Annotated in this window: 9 protein-coding genes; 7 read left to right on the forward strand and 2 right to left on the reverse strand. The window is 61.0% G+C overall.

Annotated features, from left to right (window positions below; genetic code table 11):
• Window positions 1-228: 228 nt before the first annotated feature.
• Together HMPREF2845_RS04460 and HMPREF2845_RS04465 are read right to left on the reverse strand one after the other, a co-directional pair.
• Window positions 229-1191: a DUF6318 family protein gene (locus HMPREF2845_RS04460; RefSeq protein WP_070633989.1), complete on the reverse strand. Its 963-nt coding sequence runs from the start codon at window positions 1189-1191 to the stop codon at window positions 229-231.
• A gap of 335 nt (window positions 1192-1526) precedes the next feature.
• Window positions 1527-2483, reverse strand: coding sequence for a DUF6318 family protein (locus HMPREF2845_RS04465; protein WP_070633990.1), 957 nt, complete (start codon window positions 2481-2483; stop codon window positions 1527-1529).
• A gap of 1459 nt (window positions 2484-3942) precedes the next feature.
• Between HMPREF2845_RS04465 and ileS the strand changes: the two genes are divergently transcribed.
• From ileS to rplU, 7 genes are all read left to right on the forward strand, one after another.
• A complete protein-coding gene (gene ileS / locus HMPREF2845_RS04470; RefSeq protein ID WP_070633991.1) occupies window positions 3943-7284 on the forward strand; it encodes an isoleucine--tRNA ligase in 3342 nt (1113 codons plus the stop codon).
• A gap of 118 nt (window positions 7285-7402) precedes the next feature.
• Window positions 7403-9073 (forward strand): bifunctional folylpolyglutamate synthase/dihydrofolate synthase, encoded by a 1671-nt coding sequence (locus tag HMPREF2845_RS04475; RefSeq protein ID WP_070633992.1) that lies wholly within the window; start codon window positions 7403-7405, stop codon window positions 9071-9073.
• A 374-nt stretch (window positions 9074-9447) separates the two neighbouring features.
• Complete coding sequence (locus tag HMPREF2845_RS04480) at window positions 9448-10125, forward strand: TenA family protein (RefSeq protein WP_049350103.1); 678 nt, start codon at window positions 9448-9450, stop codon at window positions 10123-10125.
• Between the two features lie 335 nt (window positions 10126-10460).
• A complete protein-coding gene (locus HMPREF2845_RS04485; protein ID WP_070633993.1) occupies window positions 10461-11129 on the forward strand; it encodes a vitamin K epoxide reductase family protein in 669 nt (222 codons plus the stop codon).
• 310 nt (window positions 11130-11439) lie between these two features.
• On the forward strand, window positions 11440-11679 hold the full coding sequence (locus HMPREF2845_RS04490) for a hypothetical protein (protein ID WP_005505761.1): 240 nt from the start codon (window positions 11440-11442) through the stop codon (window positions 11677-11679).
• A gap of 580 nt (window positions 11680-12259) precedes the next feature.
• Window positions 12260-16093, forward strand: coding sequence for an Rne/Rng family ribonuclease (locus HMPREF2845_RS04500; protein ID WP_070633995.1), 3834 nt, complete (start codon window positions 12260-12262; stop codon window positions 16091-16093).
• Between the two features lie 525 nt (window positions 16094-16618).
• Complete coding sequence (rplU, locus tag HMPREF2845_RS04505) at window positions 16619-16930, forward strand: 50S ribosomal protein L21 (RefSeq protein WP_005505764.1); 312 nt, start codon at window positions 16619-16621, stop codon at window positions 16928-16930.
• Window positions 16931-16947 lie beyond the last annotated feature (17 nt).

Genomic DNA, 16947 nt, shown 5'->3' on the forward strand with positions numbered 1-16947 from the left:
GGCGGTGCGCCAGATAGTATTGCACGGCCCCGCATCCTTGGTTTTCCTAGTTGCCAAGGGGCGGGGCTGTTGCTGTGCCGGGTTATATTGCTACGCCGGGAGCGCCGCGGAGCAAAAACAGCGGCACAAAAACATACGAAAGCGGGGCGGGTATCAGTTGATACCCGCCCCGCTTTCGTCAGGGGTGCTGCGCTCAAATCCTAATCTTGGAGTTTAGAGTCTCAGCGCCTAGATCTTGAAATCGCTGCTGCTACCGGAACTAGAGCTACCGGAGCCGCCACCACTGGACTTGCTTGCCGAAGCCGATGAGGAGGGACCCTCAAAGACCTGGCGGAATCGGTCGCTGTACTCCGACACGAAGTACTCGCGGCTAGTCACGCGCCACTTGCCCTCGGCGTACACCACGTAAATCACGACATCCAGGGTGCTTGCCTTCTGAACCTCACCGGTGCCCTTCTGGTAGATGGTGTATTCCTTGACAACATCCCGGCAGGGGAACGCCACAACAGCCAAATCGGTAGAGGCAAGAGCCTTCGCATTTAGATCGTCACGGATGCTCAGCTTGCTCTCGTAGTCCTTAGTCCAACCGCCCGCAGCGTAGAGTTTAGCGATAGCCTTCAGGTTGTTGACCAGACCGCTGTCAGCGCCGTGGACCAGTCCCTTGAGGTACTGCAGGTCGCCGTTGTACATCGCGGCAATGTACGCGCTCTGGTAAGCAGCCAGGGTCTTGTAGGCACCTTCGAGGGAGACGGTACGCTGAGCCACCGTATCAATGACCGGGATTGGGACGTTTTTCGCGGGGGAGGTGTCGGTCGGCTCAACATAGTGTGCAATGGCGGGCTTGTACTCGTACTTGACGTCGCCAATGTACTTCTTATAGTCCTTCAAGAACTCGTCGGGCGGAATAATCTTCGCGGTGGTACGGCTGGACGAGGACGAAGACGAAGCGGATGCCGAAGCCGAGGCAGACTCAGAAGGCGACGCAGAAGCCGAAGCCGAGGGGGAGGCGGAAGCGCTCGGGGAACCGGAGAAAGTATCACCGGTACCGGTGGGGCGAATATCCTTGTTGAAAGCGCATCCTGCCAGGGCGAAAGCGCCGGCGGTCAGACCGCCCAAGAGCGCGGCGCGGCGGGTCAACATGTTTCGGTCGTTAGCAGAGGGGCTGGTGTGTGCACTCGGCCGGAAGGACATGGTATCTCCTGAAAGTGGTTGATCGAGGTAACTCGCAACGCTGCGATGCGTACGAGAGACTCTTCCTCATCGTTTTGTATGGTGCGCGGTACAGGGGAAGTACCGGGATACGAGTGTGCCGAAGCGTGAACTGCGGCGGTATGAAGTATCCACTTCTTACTATAGAAGACTGGTTTTAAAACTTCGTCAAAAAACCCTGGACATTGTCTTTAAGGCACAATAACCCAAAGTCGGTGAGGTGCAGGGGGAACTGTGCCTCAACGACTTTGGGCTAGCGCGTATGAAATTGGTGAGATGGGGCGGCTCTCGACCGGGGGTATTAGACCCCTGCGGATTTAGACCTTAGTGGAGCCGCGACCCGAAGAACCGCTAGAACCAGCGGAACCGGAACCTCCGGAACTAGAAGAGTCGGAAGAATCGGAAGAGCCCTTGCCGCCATTCAGACGCTCGTTCAGATAGTCGTTGCCGATTCGCCACCACTTACCCTCGGTGTAGAGCATCACGTGCGGAATGGCTACCTGAGTAATCGCCGGTATCTTGCGTTCGGAGCCGTCCGGTTGATGGATGGCGGTGGCAGAATACTTGGCGTCCATCATGATTTCTACGTAGCCGTCACCGTTCTTCAGGGCAGTTCGCGGCTCCGTATTCCGCATGGAAATAGTGCACGTGAAGTCCATGTACCAGCCGTTCTGCTCATACAGTTCCTTGACCGCCTTGACCTCATCAATGGCGCTCTTGTCTGCCGGGTAGGTCAGCTCAATCGCCTGATCCGCGTAGCGGCCATCCTTGAGCGTGGTGATCTGGGCGCTGTAGTAGGCGCGCAACGTCTCGTAGGCGCCCTGGAAGGTCGGGTCCTCACGGTGCGGAACGGTCTTGAGAGGCTTGGGTACGTTCTTCGCAGGGGAAGAATCCGTTGCGGGCTGGTACTCGCCCATGTATTCGCCGGTCAGCTTCAGGGGTCCGGGGTACTTCTGCCAGCCCTCGACCAGCGCATCCTCGGAGACGGGTACGCGTGCCGCACTGGACGAGCTGCTTGTGGCATTTGCTGAAGCACTTGCCGAAGCGCTCGCGGAGGAAGTAGCGGTAGCAGATGCCGAACTAGATGCAGAAGGTGAAGCGCTCGCGGAAGGGGCGGGGGAGCCTACCTTAGCTTTTGCCTCTTCGCTCAGTGGGCGAATATCGGAGGCGCAACCAGCCATGAGGGAAACCGCGCCACCGAGTAGCAGGGTGCGGCGGCTTAAGAGGCGGGAAGTAGCGGAACGGGTACTCGAAGAGCGGTCGGGTGAGAGCATCGGTGAACTCCTTGATTTTTTCCGAGGCAGGCTCGGGGCACCCGGCGGCGGGCGCGTGGTTGTATGGCGTGTTGGGCGAGGTCGTGAAAGGGGGTGAAACTTCGGGTAGGTGCCGCGGTTTCAGACCCTGTCCGGAAGTGACCTCGGGTGTACCTCACGCCGTGGGCTAGAGGTACTGGTGAACTCATCTTTGAGACTGCTGTGGTCGCGCCCCGGTGAGAGGGTAGATGTTATCGAATCATCATTGATGTGTTACACGATTCATTTTAGACTATTTTGAGCTCAAAATGCACGAAAAAGCACCTTAGTAATCCCTGAGAGCCTATGGGGCATTCAAGATATCAATCACTGTAAAGTATTACGGCTGCCCCCTGCTGGTGAGGAGTTATGTGATGGAGGCGACTACTTGGCGAGGGGGTTGCGCGCATGTCGAGCTAAGTGATTTCGGTCATATTTATGACTTGAAAAATAAAAGAGCTGCGCCTCAGTATTTCCAAAAGGCGGGGGAGAGGAGGGTGTTTAGTTTAATCTTCTGACCGTAAGGAAGTCTTCAATAGTCCAGAAGAAATACCCGATTCAATAAGGGGAAACCCGCTCGGCAATCCCCAAATATGCACTCTATTCACCCGCTATGCATTGCTGAACCATCCGGAAAAACCGGTTCCCACACGGAATACTGAGGGGATGAAAACTTGCAGAGGTGAATATCTAGTGGAATTACATCGGTGTTCACCCCATATCTTGTGGTTGTACCGACACTAATCCCGCAGGCTCCCTTGAAAAAATTGAAACCCACTTAAAGCAACACGCAAGGAATGTAAAAACATACATCCTTAAACACGCCCGAGTGCGGGGTGGGGCAAGACCCCTTAAGCCCCCTACTCGCTCTAGATATCGCCGAACGAAGAACCATTCTGTTTTGCGCCTCCAGTATCGGTGCATTAGAAAAGTGCTGTTCAAACCCACACCCCGCGGGGTTGCATACAGACACAAAAGCCACATAAACTATTAGTGTTTGCAACGACCCGGCCATCACCGGCGAGCAATTCGGAAGAACGGACCGCACCTGCGGACACCCGCCAATCGCTGCGGCGAGGGTGTCTTAGCGGAAGAGATGTAGTCCCAGTAGAACCGGACGGTTAAGCCCGATATAGCTGTAATAAGCGACTGATACCCGCCCAACGCGCCGCTCTTCCGGTGGCTAGGTATCGCGGACATACACCGCGACGCCACGTAGCCCCGGGAGGGTTCGGTGCGTTGAGCTGTTAAATCAGTAAGCAAGGTGGTACCGCGCCGCATCCCGACCCCCGGCACAACCCGGGCAAGTCAGCGATGCCCAGGCGTCCTTGCACCCGTCATGTCAATCCTCACCCGCTGAAACGGTGGGACGACGAGTGCTACGTACCCTGTCGCCCCAACCTCTCAGCGTTGAGAACAACAGATAAGGGCGCACAAACACATGTCCCATGTTTACCCCAAGGCGAGCGCCTTCGAAGCCGCAGGAAGCGGCGTCACCGCATCGCCCAAGTTCCCCGCACTCGAAGAGGCAGTCCTCGACTACTGGAAGAAGGACAACACCTTCTCCGCATCCGTCGAGAACCGCCCCGCAGGCGAAAACGGCGAAAACGAATTCGTCTTCTACGACGGCCCTCCCTTCGCTAACGGCCTGCCCCACTACGGCCACCTGCTCACCGGCTACGCCAAGGACCTCGTCGCGCGCTACCAGACCCAGCGCGGCCACAAGGTAGAACGCCGCTTCGGCTGGGACACCCACGGCCTGCCCGCAGAACTCGAGGCAATGAAGCAGCTCGGCATGACCGACAAGCGCGAAATCCTCGAAATGGGCATCGACAACTTCAACGACGCTGCCCGCGCATCCGTGCTCAAGTACACCAACGAGTGGGAAAAGTACGTCACCCGCCAGGCACGCTGGGTCGACTTCGAAAACGACTACAAGACCCTGAACGTCGAGTACATGGAGTCCGTCATCTGGGCGTTCAAGCGCCTCTACGACAAGGGCCTGACCTACCAGGGCTTCCGCGTGCTGCCCTACTGCTGGAAGGACGAGACTCCCCTCTCCAACCACGAGCTGCGCATGGACGACGACGTGTACAAGGACCGCCAGGACCAGACCGTCACCGTCGCATTCCGCCTCACCGCAGACACCGCCCTCGGCGCTGACGAGAAGGTCGCCGCAGAACTCGACGGCGTCGAAGCACTCGCATGGACCACCACCCCCTGGACCCTGCCCACCAACCAGGCACTCGCCGTCGGACCCGAGATCGAATACTCCGTCGTACCCGGCGCAGGCAAGTTCGAGGGTCGCTCCTTCCTGCTCGCCTCCGAGCTGCTCGGCTCCTACGCCAAGGACCTCGGCTACGAAGGCGACCAGCCCGAAAAGGACGCAGACGCAGCCGTCACCGCACGCTACACCGGCTCCCAGCTCGAGCACGTGCGCTACACCCCGCTCTGGGACTACTTCGCAGACGCCGAAAAGTGGGGCACCGAAACCTCCTGGCAGATCCTCGTCGCCGACTACGTCACCACCGGTGACGGTACCGGCATCGTCCACCAGGCACCCGCCTACGGTGAAGACGACCAGAAGGTCTGTGAAGGTTACGGCATCCCCGTGATCCTCTCCCTCGACGAAGGCGCAAAGTTCCTGAACCTCTTCGCCGAGCCTACCGCCTCCGGCTCCACCGCCTTGGCTGAAATCGCGGGCGTGCAGGCATTCGACGCGAACCGCACCATCATCAACGCCCTCAAGGCAGACGATGTGCTGATCCGCGAGAAGTCCTACGTGCACTCCTACCCGCACTGCTGGCGCTGCCGCACCCCGCTCATCTACCGTGCAATCACCTCCTGGTACGTGAAGGTCACCGACTTCAAGGACCGCATGTACGAGCTGAACAAGCAGATCAACTGGATCCCGGAAAACGTGAAGTACGGCCAGTTCGGCAAGTGGGTTGAGAACGCACGCGACTGGTCCATCTCCCGTAACCGCTTCTGGGGCTCCCCGATCCCCGTGTGGGTTTCGGACGACCCGAACTACCCGCGCATGGACGTGTACGGCTCCCTCGAAGAGCTCAAGGCAGACTTCGGCCGCCTGCCCCTGAACAAGGACGGCGAACCCGACCTGCACCGCCCGTACATTGACGAGCTGACCCGCCCGAACCCAGACGACCCGACCGGTAAGTCCACCATGCGTCGCGTGGAAGACGTGCTCGACGTCTGGTTCGACTCCGGCTCCATGCCCTACGCACAGGTGCACTACCCCTTCGAGAACCAGGAATGGTTCGAGAACCACTACCCGGCAGACTTCATCGTCGAGTACATCGGTCAGACCCGCGGCTGGTTCTACGTGCTGCACGTACTGGCGACCGCACTCTTCGACCGCCCCGCGTTCAAGAACGTCATCAGCCACGGTATTGTGCTCGGCTCGGACGGTCAGAAGATGTCCAAGTCCCTGCGTAACTACCCGGACGTCTCCGAGGTCCTCGACCGCGACGGCTCCGATGCAATGCGCTGGTTCCTGATGTCCTCGCCGATTCTGCGCGGCGGCAACCTGATCGTGACCGAACAGGGCATCCGTGAGGGTGTTCGCCAGGTCATGCTGCCGCTGTGGAACGTCTACCACTTCTTCGCCCTGTACGCTAACGCCGCCAACAACGGCGAAGGCTACAGCGCAAAGCTCAAGTACGACTCGCAGCACGTGATGGACCGCTTCATCCTCGGCAAGACCCGCGAACTCATCGAGCAGGTCACCGCAGCGATGGACTCCTACGACATCTGGAACGCCTGCGAATCCCTGCGCCAATACGCCGACGCACTGACCAACTGGTACGTGCGCCGCTCCCGCGAGCGCTTCTTCAACGAAGATACCGACGCATTCGACACCCTCTACACCGCACTGGTGACCGTGTCGAAGGTCGCCGCATCCCTGCTGCCGCTCAGCAGCGAGGAAATCTACCGCGGCCTCACCGGTGAACGCTCCGTGCACCTGGCTGACTGGCCCGAGGCATCCGCCTTCGCTGACGAGTCCGACCTGCTGGCTCTTATGCAGACCGTGCGTGAGGTCTGCTCCGCCGGTTCGGCACTGCGCAAGGAAAAGAAGATCCGCGTGCGCCAGCCGCTGCAGAAGATGACCGTGGCGATCGCACCCGAGCAGTTCGCAGCCCTGGGCACCGCTTTCGGTGAGAAGGGCGCGGAGTACTTCGCGAACATCGTCGAGGACGAGCTGAACCTGCGCCAGGTGGAGCTGGTCAGCGCCGACACCGTCGACCCCGCCGACTACGGCATCTCCCAGCAGCTGAAGGTCAACGCACGTGCGGCAGGTCCGCGCCTGGGCAAGCAGGTGCAGGTTGCCATTAAGGCATCCAAGTCCGGTGACTGGACCGTGACCGAGGACGGTACCGTCCTGGTCGGCGTGGCAGCTCTGGACGGCGGCCTGGCTCTGGAAGAGGGCGAATACGAGCTGGCAACCGTGGTTGCCGCTGACGCTGAGGGTGCTGAGCACACTGCGGCTGCGGTTCTGCCCGGCGGCTTCCTGGTCCTCAACATTGAGCTGACCGACGAGCTGGTAGCCGAGGGTATCGCCCGCGACACCATCCGCGCTATTCAGCAGGCACGTAAGGACGCCGACCTGAACGTTGCGGACCGCATCAACCTGAGCATCGCGGCACCGGAGGAAACTCTGGCAGCTCTGCGCACCAACGAAGCACTGGTGACCGGTGAAACCCTCGCCGTGTCCCTGCAGCTGAGCGAAGCAGCCGAGCTGAGCATTAGCGTAGCCAAGGCATAAAACGCCTGAACCGTACGGCCGTCCCGTCCCTTGATTGGGCGGGGCGGCCCGTCGTCTATCCCGCCGCACGGCGGAGACTCGGCCGGTGCCGCAACCGGCTATCCCAGTGAGGAGAACAATGAGCGAGAAGAATTACCCCGCAATTCCCGATCCCGAGGGCGTGGAGCGGGTCTACGGCGAGCTGCTGGCGCGCGCCCCCGAAAATAAGATGGCCCCGCGCCTGGACGCTGTGGCGCGCGCCGTCGAAATCCTCGGCGACGTGCACCGTGCCGCGCCGGTCATCCACATCACCGGCACGAACGGTAAGACCAGCACCGCCCGCATGATTGAGGCGCTGCTGCTCGGCCACGACCTGCGTGTGGGCCGCTTTACCAGCCCGCACCTCGAAAGCGTCACCGAACGTATCTGCATTAACGGCGCGCCCGTACCGGACGCCACCTTCGTGCGCATTTGGGAGGAAATTGCCCCCTACCTGCAGATTGTGGACGCGGAGATGACCTCCCGCGGCGAGCCCGCCCTGACCTTCTTCGAGTCCGTTACCGTGCTCGCCTTCGCGATTTTCGCGGATGAGCCGGTGGACGTGGTGGTGCTCGAGGTCGGTATCGGCGGCACCTGGGACTCCACGAACGTTGCCGACGGCGTGGTTTCCGTGGTCACCCCGATCGGTCTGGACCACACCGACATGCTGGGCGAAACCCTCGCCGAGATTGCGACCGAAAAGTCCGGCATTATCAAGCCCGGCGGCTTCTTGATTTCTGCGGTACAGGACCCGGAAGCGGCGGACGTGCTGCTCGCCTCCGCCCGCGAGAAGGAAGCATCCTTCGCCTTTGAGGGCGTGGAGTTCGGCGTTGTCTCCCGTGAGCTTGCGGTCGGCGGTCAGCTGCTGACCCTGCGCGGACTGGCGGGCGAGTACCCGGATGTGCCGCTGTCCCTGCACGGTGCGCATCAGGCGCAGAACGCCGTGGTGGCTCTCGCCGCCGTGGAGGCGTTCTTCGGCGGTCAGCGTCAGCTGCCCGAGGACGTGGTGCGTACCGCGTTTGAGACGGTGCGCTCGCCGGGCCGTCTGGAGGTTGTGCGCACCGAGCCGCTGACCATCCTGGATGCGGGCCACAACCCGCACGGCGTGCGTGCGTCCGCGGCTGCGCTGACCGAGGCGTTCAAGCTGTCGCACCTGCATTCCGTGGTCGGTATTTTGGGTGAGAAGGATGCTCTGGGCATGTTTGAGACCATGCGCGAAGAGTACGTTGACGCTTCTGACGGTACCTTCCGCCTGTACCTGGCGGCGTCGGATTCGCCGCGTGCGATTGCGCCGGAGCGTCTGCACGAGCTGGCGCTGGATGCGGGTCTGGATGAAGACTCGATTGAGGTGTTTGAGCACCTGGACGAGGCGATTGCCACCGCCATGGAGAACGCCCTCTTTGAGCAGGAGTCGGCGGGCGTGCTGATTACCGGTTCGATTACGGTCATTGGTGAGGCGCGTACCCTGCTGGCGGCGCATGAGGAGGCGAAGACCCCCGGCGCTGAGGCTGAAGAGCTGCCGGATGAGCTGGGCGCCGAGGGTGCCTATGCGGGTTCTGCGGGTGCGGCGTCGGCTTCGACTCTGGCTGCCGCGGCGGCTGCGGCTGCCTCTGCTGAGCCGGATGAGCTGCTGGACGGCATCATGGCTGAGCTGGGTGGCGAGTCTGCGGCGGGTTCTTCGCTGGAGGATTCGCTGGGTCTGCCGCTGGGCGATTCGTACACCGATGATTTCTTCGGTGATGATGATTCCGAGGACGATGCGGATCACTAAGGCGACCCGTTGAGGTTGCAGAGATGAGGCGGGGTGCCGCCCTCCGGTTGGTTGTACTGGCTGGGGGAGTGGCACCCCGTTTTTTCGCGCCTCTGCCCTCGTGCTCCCACTCGAACGCATGATTTCTCACGTGTTCCCATGGGCTCTCATCTAACCCCAATCGTGCGAGTTTGACCGGCATCATCCGCTCTCACCCATCCAAAAAATCGAAAAGAACGAAAATTTGTGGGCACCGGGGCGCAAAACCGGGCGCGCCTTGGCGTCACGGTGCTATATTCGCTGAGGCGCCGGCCCCAACGCCTGAGGCCGCACCAACACACCCGCACACATACGCATACCAGCGACGGTATGCCACATAGTGAAAGGCACCCATCATGCCCGCACCCTTCACCGATTTGATTGGCACCGATTCGTTCACCGAGTCCCTACGCCAGGAGAACCTCGACACCTGGCTTGCCGCCACGAATCACCGCTTTGTTGCTGAGCTTTTTGACGGCTCGATTGCCCCGCAGGTCATGGCGGGGTACCTGGTGCAGGACTACCGCTTCCTCGATACCTTCCTCGCCCTGATTGGTGGCGCGATTGCTAACGCTGATACTCTCGCGGGTCGCCTGCGCTTGGCGCAGTTTGCCGGCGAGATTGCGGGCGATGAGAACACTTACTTCCTGCGTTGTTTTGAGACTCTGGGCGTGACCGAACATCAGCGTGACTCCATGCCCGATACGGAGGCGACCACCGGCTTCAAGCGTCTCTTCCTCGACGCGGCGGCTAGCGGCAGCTACGCGGCGATCCTGTCGGTGCTGGTGGTTTGCGAGGGCCTGTACCTGGATTGGGCGTCGAAGGCTCCCGCCAAGCGTCCCGAATCGTTTGTGCACCACGAGTGGATTACCCTGCACGACTACCCGGAGTTCCGTGAGCTGGTTGATTTCCTGCGCCGCGAACTGGACCGTGTGGGCCCGTCGGATGCGCAGCGTGCCCGCGAGTTCTTTAGCCGCGCGGTGGAGCTGGAGCAGCTGTTCTTTGACGAGTCGTACACCCACCCGCTGCCCTAACGCACTGCCCTCACGTGCCGTCTGTGCGCTCCACGGTAGTTGCCGTGGGAGCCGCCGCGCGTCGATGAGGCGAATGCCATAGAAAACATGCGCACCATGCCCCGGAAGGTCCCGCCCGCCGCTACGTTGCGGGCTCCTTCCGGGGCTTTTGTGTTTAAGGTACGTCACAAAAATGCGCCTATTTGCATGATTTGAGGCGTCATATAGTAAATGTAGAAGCTAATGGCGTGCTATTGAGCAATGTGAGAGGCTAGGATAAATGGGGTACTGCTTCCGGGGTGCTGGCTATGCCGCGCCGGTGAGTACCACCGTAAAACACTATCTAAAGGAGTCGTATGAGTACCGCCGCATCGAGTACTACCGAGCCCGTCCACGCTGAGGCTGAGAACGAAGCGCAGCACGGGCATGCGGGAACCCCGGGCGGCTACTCAGACCGACAGCTCGGATTCTGGCTGGTTGGCGCCGGCCTGATTGCACTCATTTCTTCAGCGATTCTGGTGTATGAGCGGCTGCAGATTTACATTGATGCCGGCCACTCCACGGTCTGCGATATTAACGCCCTGCTCAGCTGCGGCACGGTGATGCGCACCCCTCAGGCGGAAGCGTTCGGCTTCCCGAACCCGTTCATTGGTCTGGTGGGCTTTTCGATTGTGGTGACTATCGGTGCCGCGATTATGGCGGGCGCACAGTTTAAGAAGTGGTTCTGGGTGTGCATGAACATTGGTTTGGCGGCGGCGACCGCATTCATTATGTGGCTGTGGTACCAGACGACGTTCCAGATCAACGCCCTGTGCCTGTTCTGCATGATCGTGTGGGTTATGACCATCACGCTTTTTGTGAAGACCACGGTCCGCAATATTTCGGCGGGTGTTATTCCGGCGTCGCAGTCGATGCGTGAGAGCGCGCGCGGCTGGTCGTGGTTTGCGATTAGCCTGTGGCTGATCCTGATTTTCGGCATCATCGTGATCCGCTTCTTTGAGGTCATTGTGAATATGATGCGCTAAGCATTTGAGGGCTGATGCCCCGAACATGCAACGCCCCGGTGCCTGTTGGTGCCGGGGCGTTGTTGCGTCTGCGGGTGGGTGAGGCTGCGCAGAATATGCCGGGCTGGGGCGCTGGGCTGGGGCGCCGGGTAGTGGGGAGGCGCCGGTGACCCGAGCCGTGAAGTCAGCGGGGAGCCGGCGCGGGTGCGTATAATGGTCAGGTATATTCTTGAGCGGCGTCAGCCGCAGCCGTCCGCGGGGTTTGCCTGCGGCGTTGACTGCCTGCCGTTCTGCTGGACACTAGATTCTTGATACCCCTTCGAGGAGAACCGTGAAGACTGCCGGAATTGCCGCAATGGGCGCTGCTGCTGTTATTTTTCTGACTGCCCTGCTGTTGCTGACTGCCGGTCACTTCTCGCTGCTGTGGGTGATTCTGCTGGTTGTTTCTCCGTTTGTTTTCATTCTGGGCGTTCCGTTTGCGACCGGTTCCGGTCCGGAGTACCTGCCGACCGACCCGAAGCTTGCTCAGCAGGCTCGTGAGGCGCGCGATGCGGAACTGGGTCTGGACTAGCCCCTCCTCTGAAAGTTTTTTGAAGCCGGGTGTGCGTAGTGGTACGCCCGGCTTTGCCGTACCCGCTAGACGGCCGCCGCAGTGTGCCCGCAGTAATGTGCCCACGCATCCGGCTGGGGAGGAGTGGTACCCAGATAGGGTGCCGGGGTGGCTTAGAGGTACCCTCTACCGGGTATAATGGAACACGGTGTCTTGTGCGCCCCGCACGCGCATAAAGATCCCCACCAACGCATCGAGGGAGAGTACCCGAAGAGCGCCGGCTATAAGCCGCGGAGCATAACTGTCGCACCGCGCGGGCCGCCCGCCTCGGCGAAGAAACCCGAAGACCGGCAGGGCACCCAGGAAGGGTGTGAGCGTGCCGTGCTCGAGAGCGAGGTGGCTGTGACCGTCGCGGCGCGCTCTGCGTTCCGCCCGCTCGCCCCCTACGGCAGAAGCACTGAACGAGATAGTGCCCGGTAGCGCCGATGAACGCGTGCCGTAGGGTGAGGCTTGAGCCGCGGTGACAGCAACTAGGCTTTGCGCTGTATGCGCGCTGTTAAAATCCTTGCGGTGCGGAGCAGGGTGTAACGAAAGAAGATTAATGTCTGACGAGAAGAACGTCGAACTTGGGGTTTTTGAGGCGCTGAACGCCCTCGCGGAGGAGAAGAACGCCTCTGCAGAGACCCGTGAAACTCTGCGTAAGAATGTTCGTGAGAGCTCTGAGGCTCAGCAGGGTGCTGAGCGCCGCCGTCCGGGTCGCCCGAAGAAGGAGAAGGCTCCTGAGGTTCCCCTGGATGAGGCGATTGCTGCTGGCCTGACCAACCTGCGTAATGCTAAGGCTAAGCACGCGCCGGCACCGAAGGTTGCCGCTCCCGTTGCGTCTGAGACCGAGGTTGCTTCTACCCTCGATAGCCTGTTTGCGGCTGCTGAGAAGAAGGCGGCTGAGCCTGCTGTTGAGGAGAAGACCGCAAAGGTCGAGACCGTCGAGAAGACCGCGAAGGTTGAAGAGGTCGCCAAGGTTGAGAAGGTTGCTAAGACCGAGACCGTGGAGAAGACCGCGAAGGTGGAGGAAGTTGTTGCCCCCGCCGCTGAGTCTGCCGAGCCTGCCGTTGAGGTGAAGGAAGAGACCGCCAAGGTTGAGGTCGTAACCCCCGCACCGGCTGAGAAGGCTGAAGATCCCGCTGAAGAGGCTGCCGCTGAGCAGCCCGCCGAGGCTGCTGCAGTTGCTGAGGAATCCGCAACCGAAGAAGCTGCACTCGAGGCACCCGCCGCAGAAGAGTCTGCTGAGGAGTCCGAGGAACCGGCTGAGCCGGTAAAGACCATTAGCGACCTGCAGCGCGAAAAGCTGCAGGAGCTGCGCTCGCGTACCCACATGGGTGCGATGCCGCTGTTCATGGCTCCCGAGCCGGAAGAGCTGAGCGAGCTCGCTGTTGCCGCCAAGCTGGAGCGTGAGGCACGCCGCGCCGCTGCCGAGGAGCAGAAGCGTAAGGAGCGCATGGAGCGCCGCCGCGAGGAGGCTGCCGCTGAGGCTGAGGTGACGAGCCACCGTCGCCGTCGCCGTCGCCGCGGTACCGAAGATATTGAGATTGAGGGCGGCGTCGATGATGAGGTTGAGACCGTCACCAAGGTGCGTGCGCCGCGCCTGGCTGACTCTCACGCATCCAACACTGTGACCGGTGTGCGCGGTTCTACCCGCCTGGAGGCGAAGCGTGTGCGCCGCCGTGAGTCCCGTTCCCTGGGTCGCCGCCGCCACATCGTGACTGAGGCTGAGTTCCTGGCTCGCCGCGAGTCTGTAGACCGTCAGATGCTGGTTCGTCAGAAGGACGGCCGCATCCAGATTGGCGTGCTTGAGGACGGCGTGCTGGCTGAGCACTTCGTGTCCAAGACCCAGCAGGATTCCCTGATTGGTAACGTGTACCTGGGTAAGGTTCAGAACGTTCTGCCGTCCATGGAAGCTGCGTTCGTTGACATTGGACGCGGCCGCAACGCTGTGCTGTACGCGGGCGAGGTCAACTGGGATGTCACCGGTCTGGACGGTGCGCCCCGCAAGATTGAGAACGCCCTGAAGCCCGGCGATTCGGTTCTGGTGCAGGTCACCAAGGACCCGATTGGTCACAAGGGTGCCCGCCTGACCAGCCAGGTTTCCCTGCCCGGCCGCTTCCTGGTGTACGTGCCGGGTGGTTCGATGACCGGTATTTCCCGCAAGCTGCCCGACACCGAGCGTGCGCGTCTGAAGAAGATTCTGAAGGACAAGCTGCCCGAGGGTGCCGGCGTAATCGTTCGTACCGCGGCGGAGGGCGCTTCTGAGGAGGAGCTGACCCACGACATTAACCGTCTGCGTGCGCAGTGGGAAGAGATCCAGGAGAAGGCTAACTCCCGCAAGGTGCTGGCTCCGGAGATGCTCTACCAGGAGCCCGACCTGATGATTAAGACCGTGCGTGACGTCTTCAACGAGGACTTCACCGCGATGATCGTTCAGGGCGAGAACGCGTGGGATTCCATCGAGGCGTACGTGACGTACGTGGCGCCGGACCTGGTCTCCCGCCTGCAGCAGTGGGACGGCGACGACGACCTCTTCGACCACTACCGCATCAACGAGCAGCTGGCGAAGGCACTGGACCGTAAGGTGTACCTGCCTTCGGGTGGTTCGCTGGTGATTGACCGTACTGAAGCCATGACCGTGGTGGATGTGAACACCGGTAAGTTCACCGGTAGCGGCGGCAACCTTGAAGAGACTGTCACCAAGAACAACCTGGAAGCTGCTGAGGAGATTGTCCGTCAGCTGCGTCTGCGCGATATCGGCGGCATTATCGTCATTGACTTCATTGACATGGTGCTTGAGTCGAACCGTGACCTGGTTCTGCGTCGCCTGATTGAGTGCCTGGGCCGAGACCGTACCAAGCATCAGGTGGCTGAGGTGACTTCGCTGGGTCTGGTTCAGATGACCCGTAAGCGCCTGGGTACCGGTCTGCTTGAGGTCTTCTCGGAGCCCTGCGAGCATTGTGCCGGTCGTGGCCTGGTGGTTCACGATCAGCCGCTGAGCGGTCGTAGCGGTGGCGCGTCGGATTACATCCACCGCCATGAGCGTAATGACCGTAAGCGTAGCCGTGCCGCTGCCCGCGAGGATTCTCGTGACCAGCAGAAGCAGGATGCTCTGGAGTCGAAGAAGGCTGAGCGCCGTAACGCTATGGCTGCGGTGGCTGCCGCATCCGCTCAGAGCGAGGACGTTTCGGAGGAGACTGCTTCGACCCGCAAGAAGCGTAAGCGCCGCAAGCGTTCGCGCCGCGCAGAGACCGCTGAGCTTTCGCTTGAGCAGGAGATTCAGGGTATTGCCGAGGCTGCCAGCGAGCAGGCTCACGCCGAGGTTGCTCAGCGTGAGGACAAGGTCGCTGAGGTCACCGGCGGCAACTGGATTGGCGAGCAGGGCGGTTTCTCCCTGGAGCAGCTGGCAAGTGCGTTTGACCGCGCGGAGGAGTCCGCTGAGGATTCCTCGAAGGACTCTGAGCAGGAGCGTTCGGAGGACCGTTCTGAGGACCGTTCTGAGGAGCGTCGTTCGTCTAAGCGCGGCGAGAAGAAGTCTTCTCGTAACCGCCAGCGCCGCGAGCTGACCGATGCGGATATCGCCGCTGTGGAGGATTCCGGCGCGGGTGCGCTGGAGGACGAGCACCACGTTGACCCGGAGCTCGACCCGCGCTTTAGCCGCTCCTCGGATCGTTTCGAGGCGATTCGCGCCGGTGAGGCGAAGGCTCGTGCTTCTCAGAAGGCTGGCCGTCTTGCCCGCACCGAGGGTGAGTCGTTCCGTTCGGGCCGTGAGGATCGTTCGGAAGAGCGTCGTTCGTCCAAGCGCCAGGACCGTGAGCAGCAGAACGCTGAGGCAACCTCCGCTGAGGTAAACTCGGGTGTGCAGAAGGCTCAGGAGTCCAAGCGTGTTGAGCGTGAGGACCTGCGCATTGAGGATGTTCGTGAGACTCCGCGTGCCTCCCGCCGCCGTGCTCGTCGCGAAGCTGATGAGAAGCGCGCCGAGAAGGCAGCTGAGCAGAGCGTGGCATCCGAGCAGGCACCCGCAAAGGCTGATAAGGTTGAGAAGTCTGAGTCTCGTACGGTTGTGACCGGCGTGATTGGTGCTCCGGCGGTAACCGGTGTGGTGGGCGCAGCTCCCGCAGTGGTTGAGGCTCCGGTTGAGGAGGCTCAGAAACCTGCGGCTCAGGTGCCCGGTTCGACCCCGCGTAAGCGTCGCACTCGCCGTGCGGCTTCGAGCGCCGGTGCCGGTGCTCAGGTCGTGACCGTGGACGCTTCCGAGCGTGCTGAGGGTTCCGTGGTTGCTTCCGCTTCTGTTGCGGATGTGGCTCCGGTGGCTGATGACGCTTCGGCTCCTGTCTTGTTCGGCATTGGCGTTGCTGCTGCCGACATTAAGCGTGAAGGTAAGGACGATTAGTCTTTAGCTTCCGATCATCGGAATTCCGATGGTGTGTGTATATGAGATAGCCTCGGTAGGGCGAGCCGGAACTTCCCTACCGAGGCTATTTTTTCTGTGCGTGTGCTGCGTCATTTTAAAGGCGCTACTAAGAGTGCGGTGCAGTATTAGAGGAGCATCACGTGGTGTCTGCGGATAATCCGCAAAATTATCTATTGCGCGGCGCGTAGATCATGCCGTATCCTTAAGGACTGGTGTTTATCTCAGTGAAGCCCTATCGACGCAGGGCCAGCGGGAGACACCGCTCCCACCCGCATCGTCTTCGGCACGGTCGAGTATTTGGCTGAGTCGAAACGTGCGGGAGAGAGACACCACCGGTGAGCCTCGCGTGTTGGCTTCGGCGGGCAATCCCGCCGGAACGCACGGGCCGTTCCTCCTTATTCGCGGTCATTCGACTGGCGGGGGAGGGCGCACAGCAATGAAAGCGCAGGCTGCTCATTCGTGTGAGATCCAAGAAGCAAGTTGTCGAGAAAAGTGAGTCCCATAGTGGCATACGCGATTGTACGCGCTGGCGGCCGCCAGGAGAAGGTTTCCGTAGGCGACCTCGTTACCCTTGACCGTGTTGCAGGCGAGCCCGGCAGCACCATCGAGCTGCCCGTGCTGCTGCTCGTCGACGGTGACAAGGTCACCGCTGACGCAAAGTCCCTGGCTTCCGCCAAGGTTGTTGCTGAGAAGGTTGAGGACCTGCGCGGTCCGAAGATCGTTATTCAGAAGTACAAGAACAAGACCGGTTACAAGAAGCGTCAGGGCTTCCGCGCCGAGCTGACCACCGTCAAGATTACCGCTATCAACGCGTAATTAAGACGACCGGAATT

Source organism: Rothia sp. HMSC065B04 (genome assembly GCF_001812285.1).
Lineage (GTDB): Bacteria > Actinomycetota > Actinomycetes > Actinomycetales > Micrococcaceae > Rothia > Rothia mucilaginosa.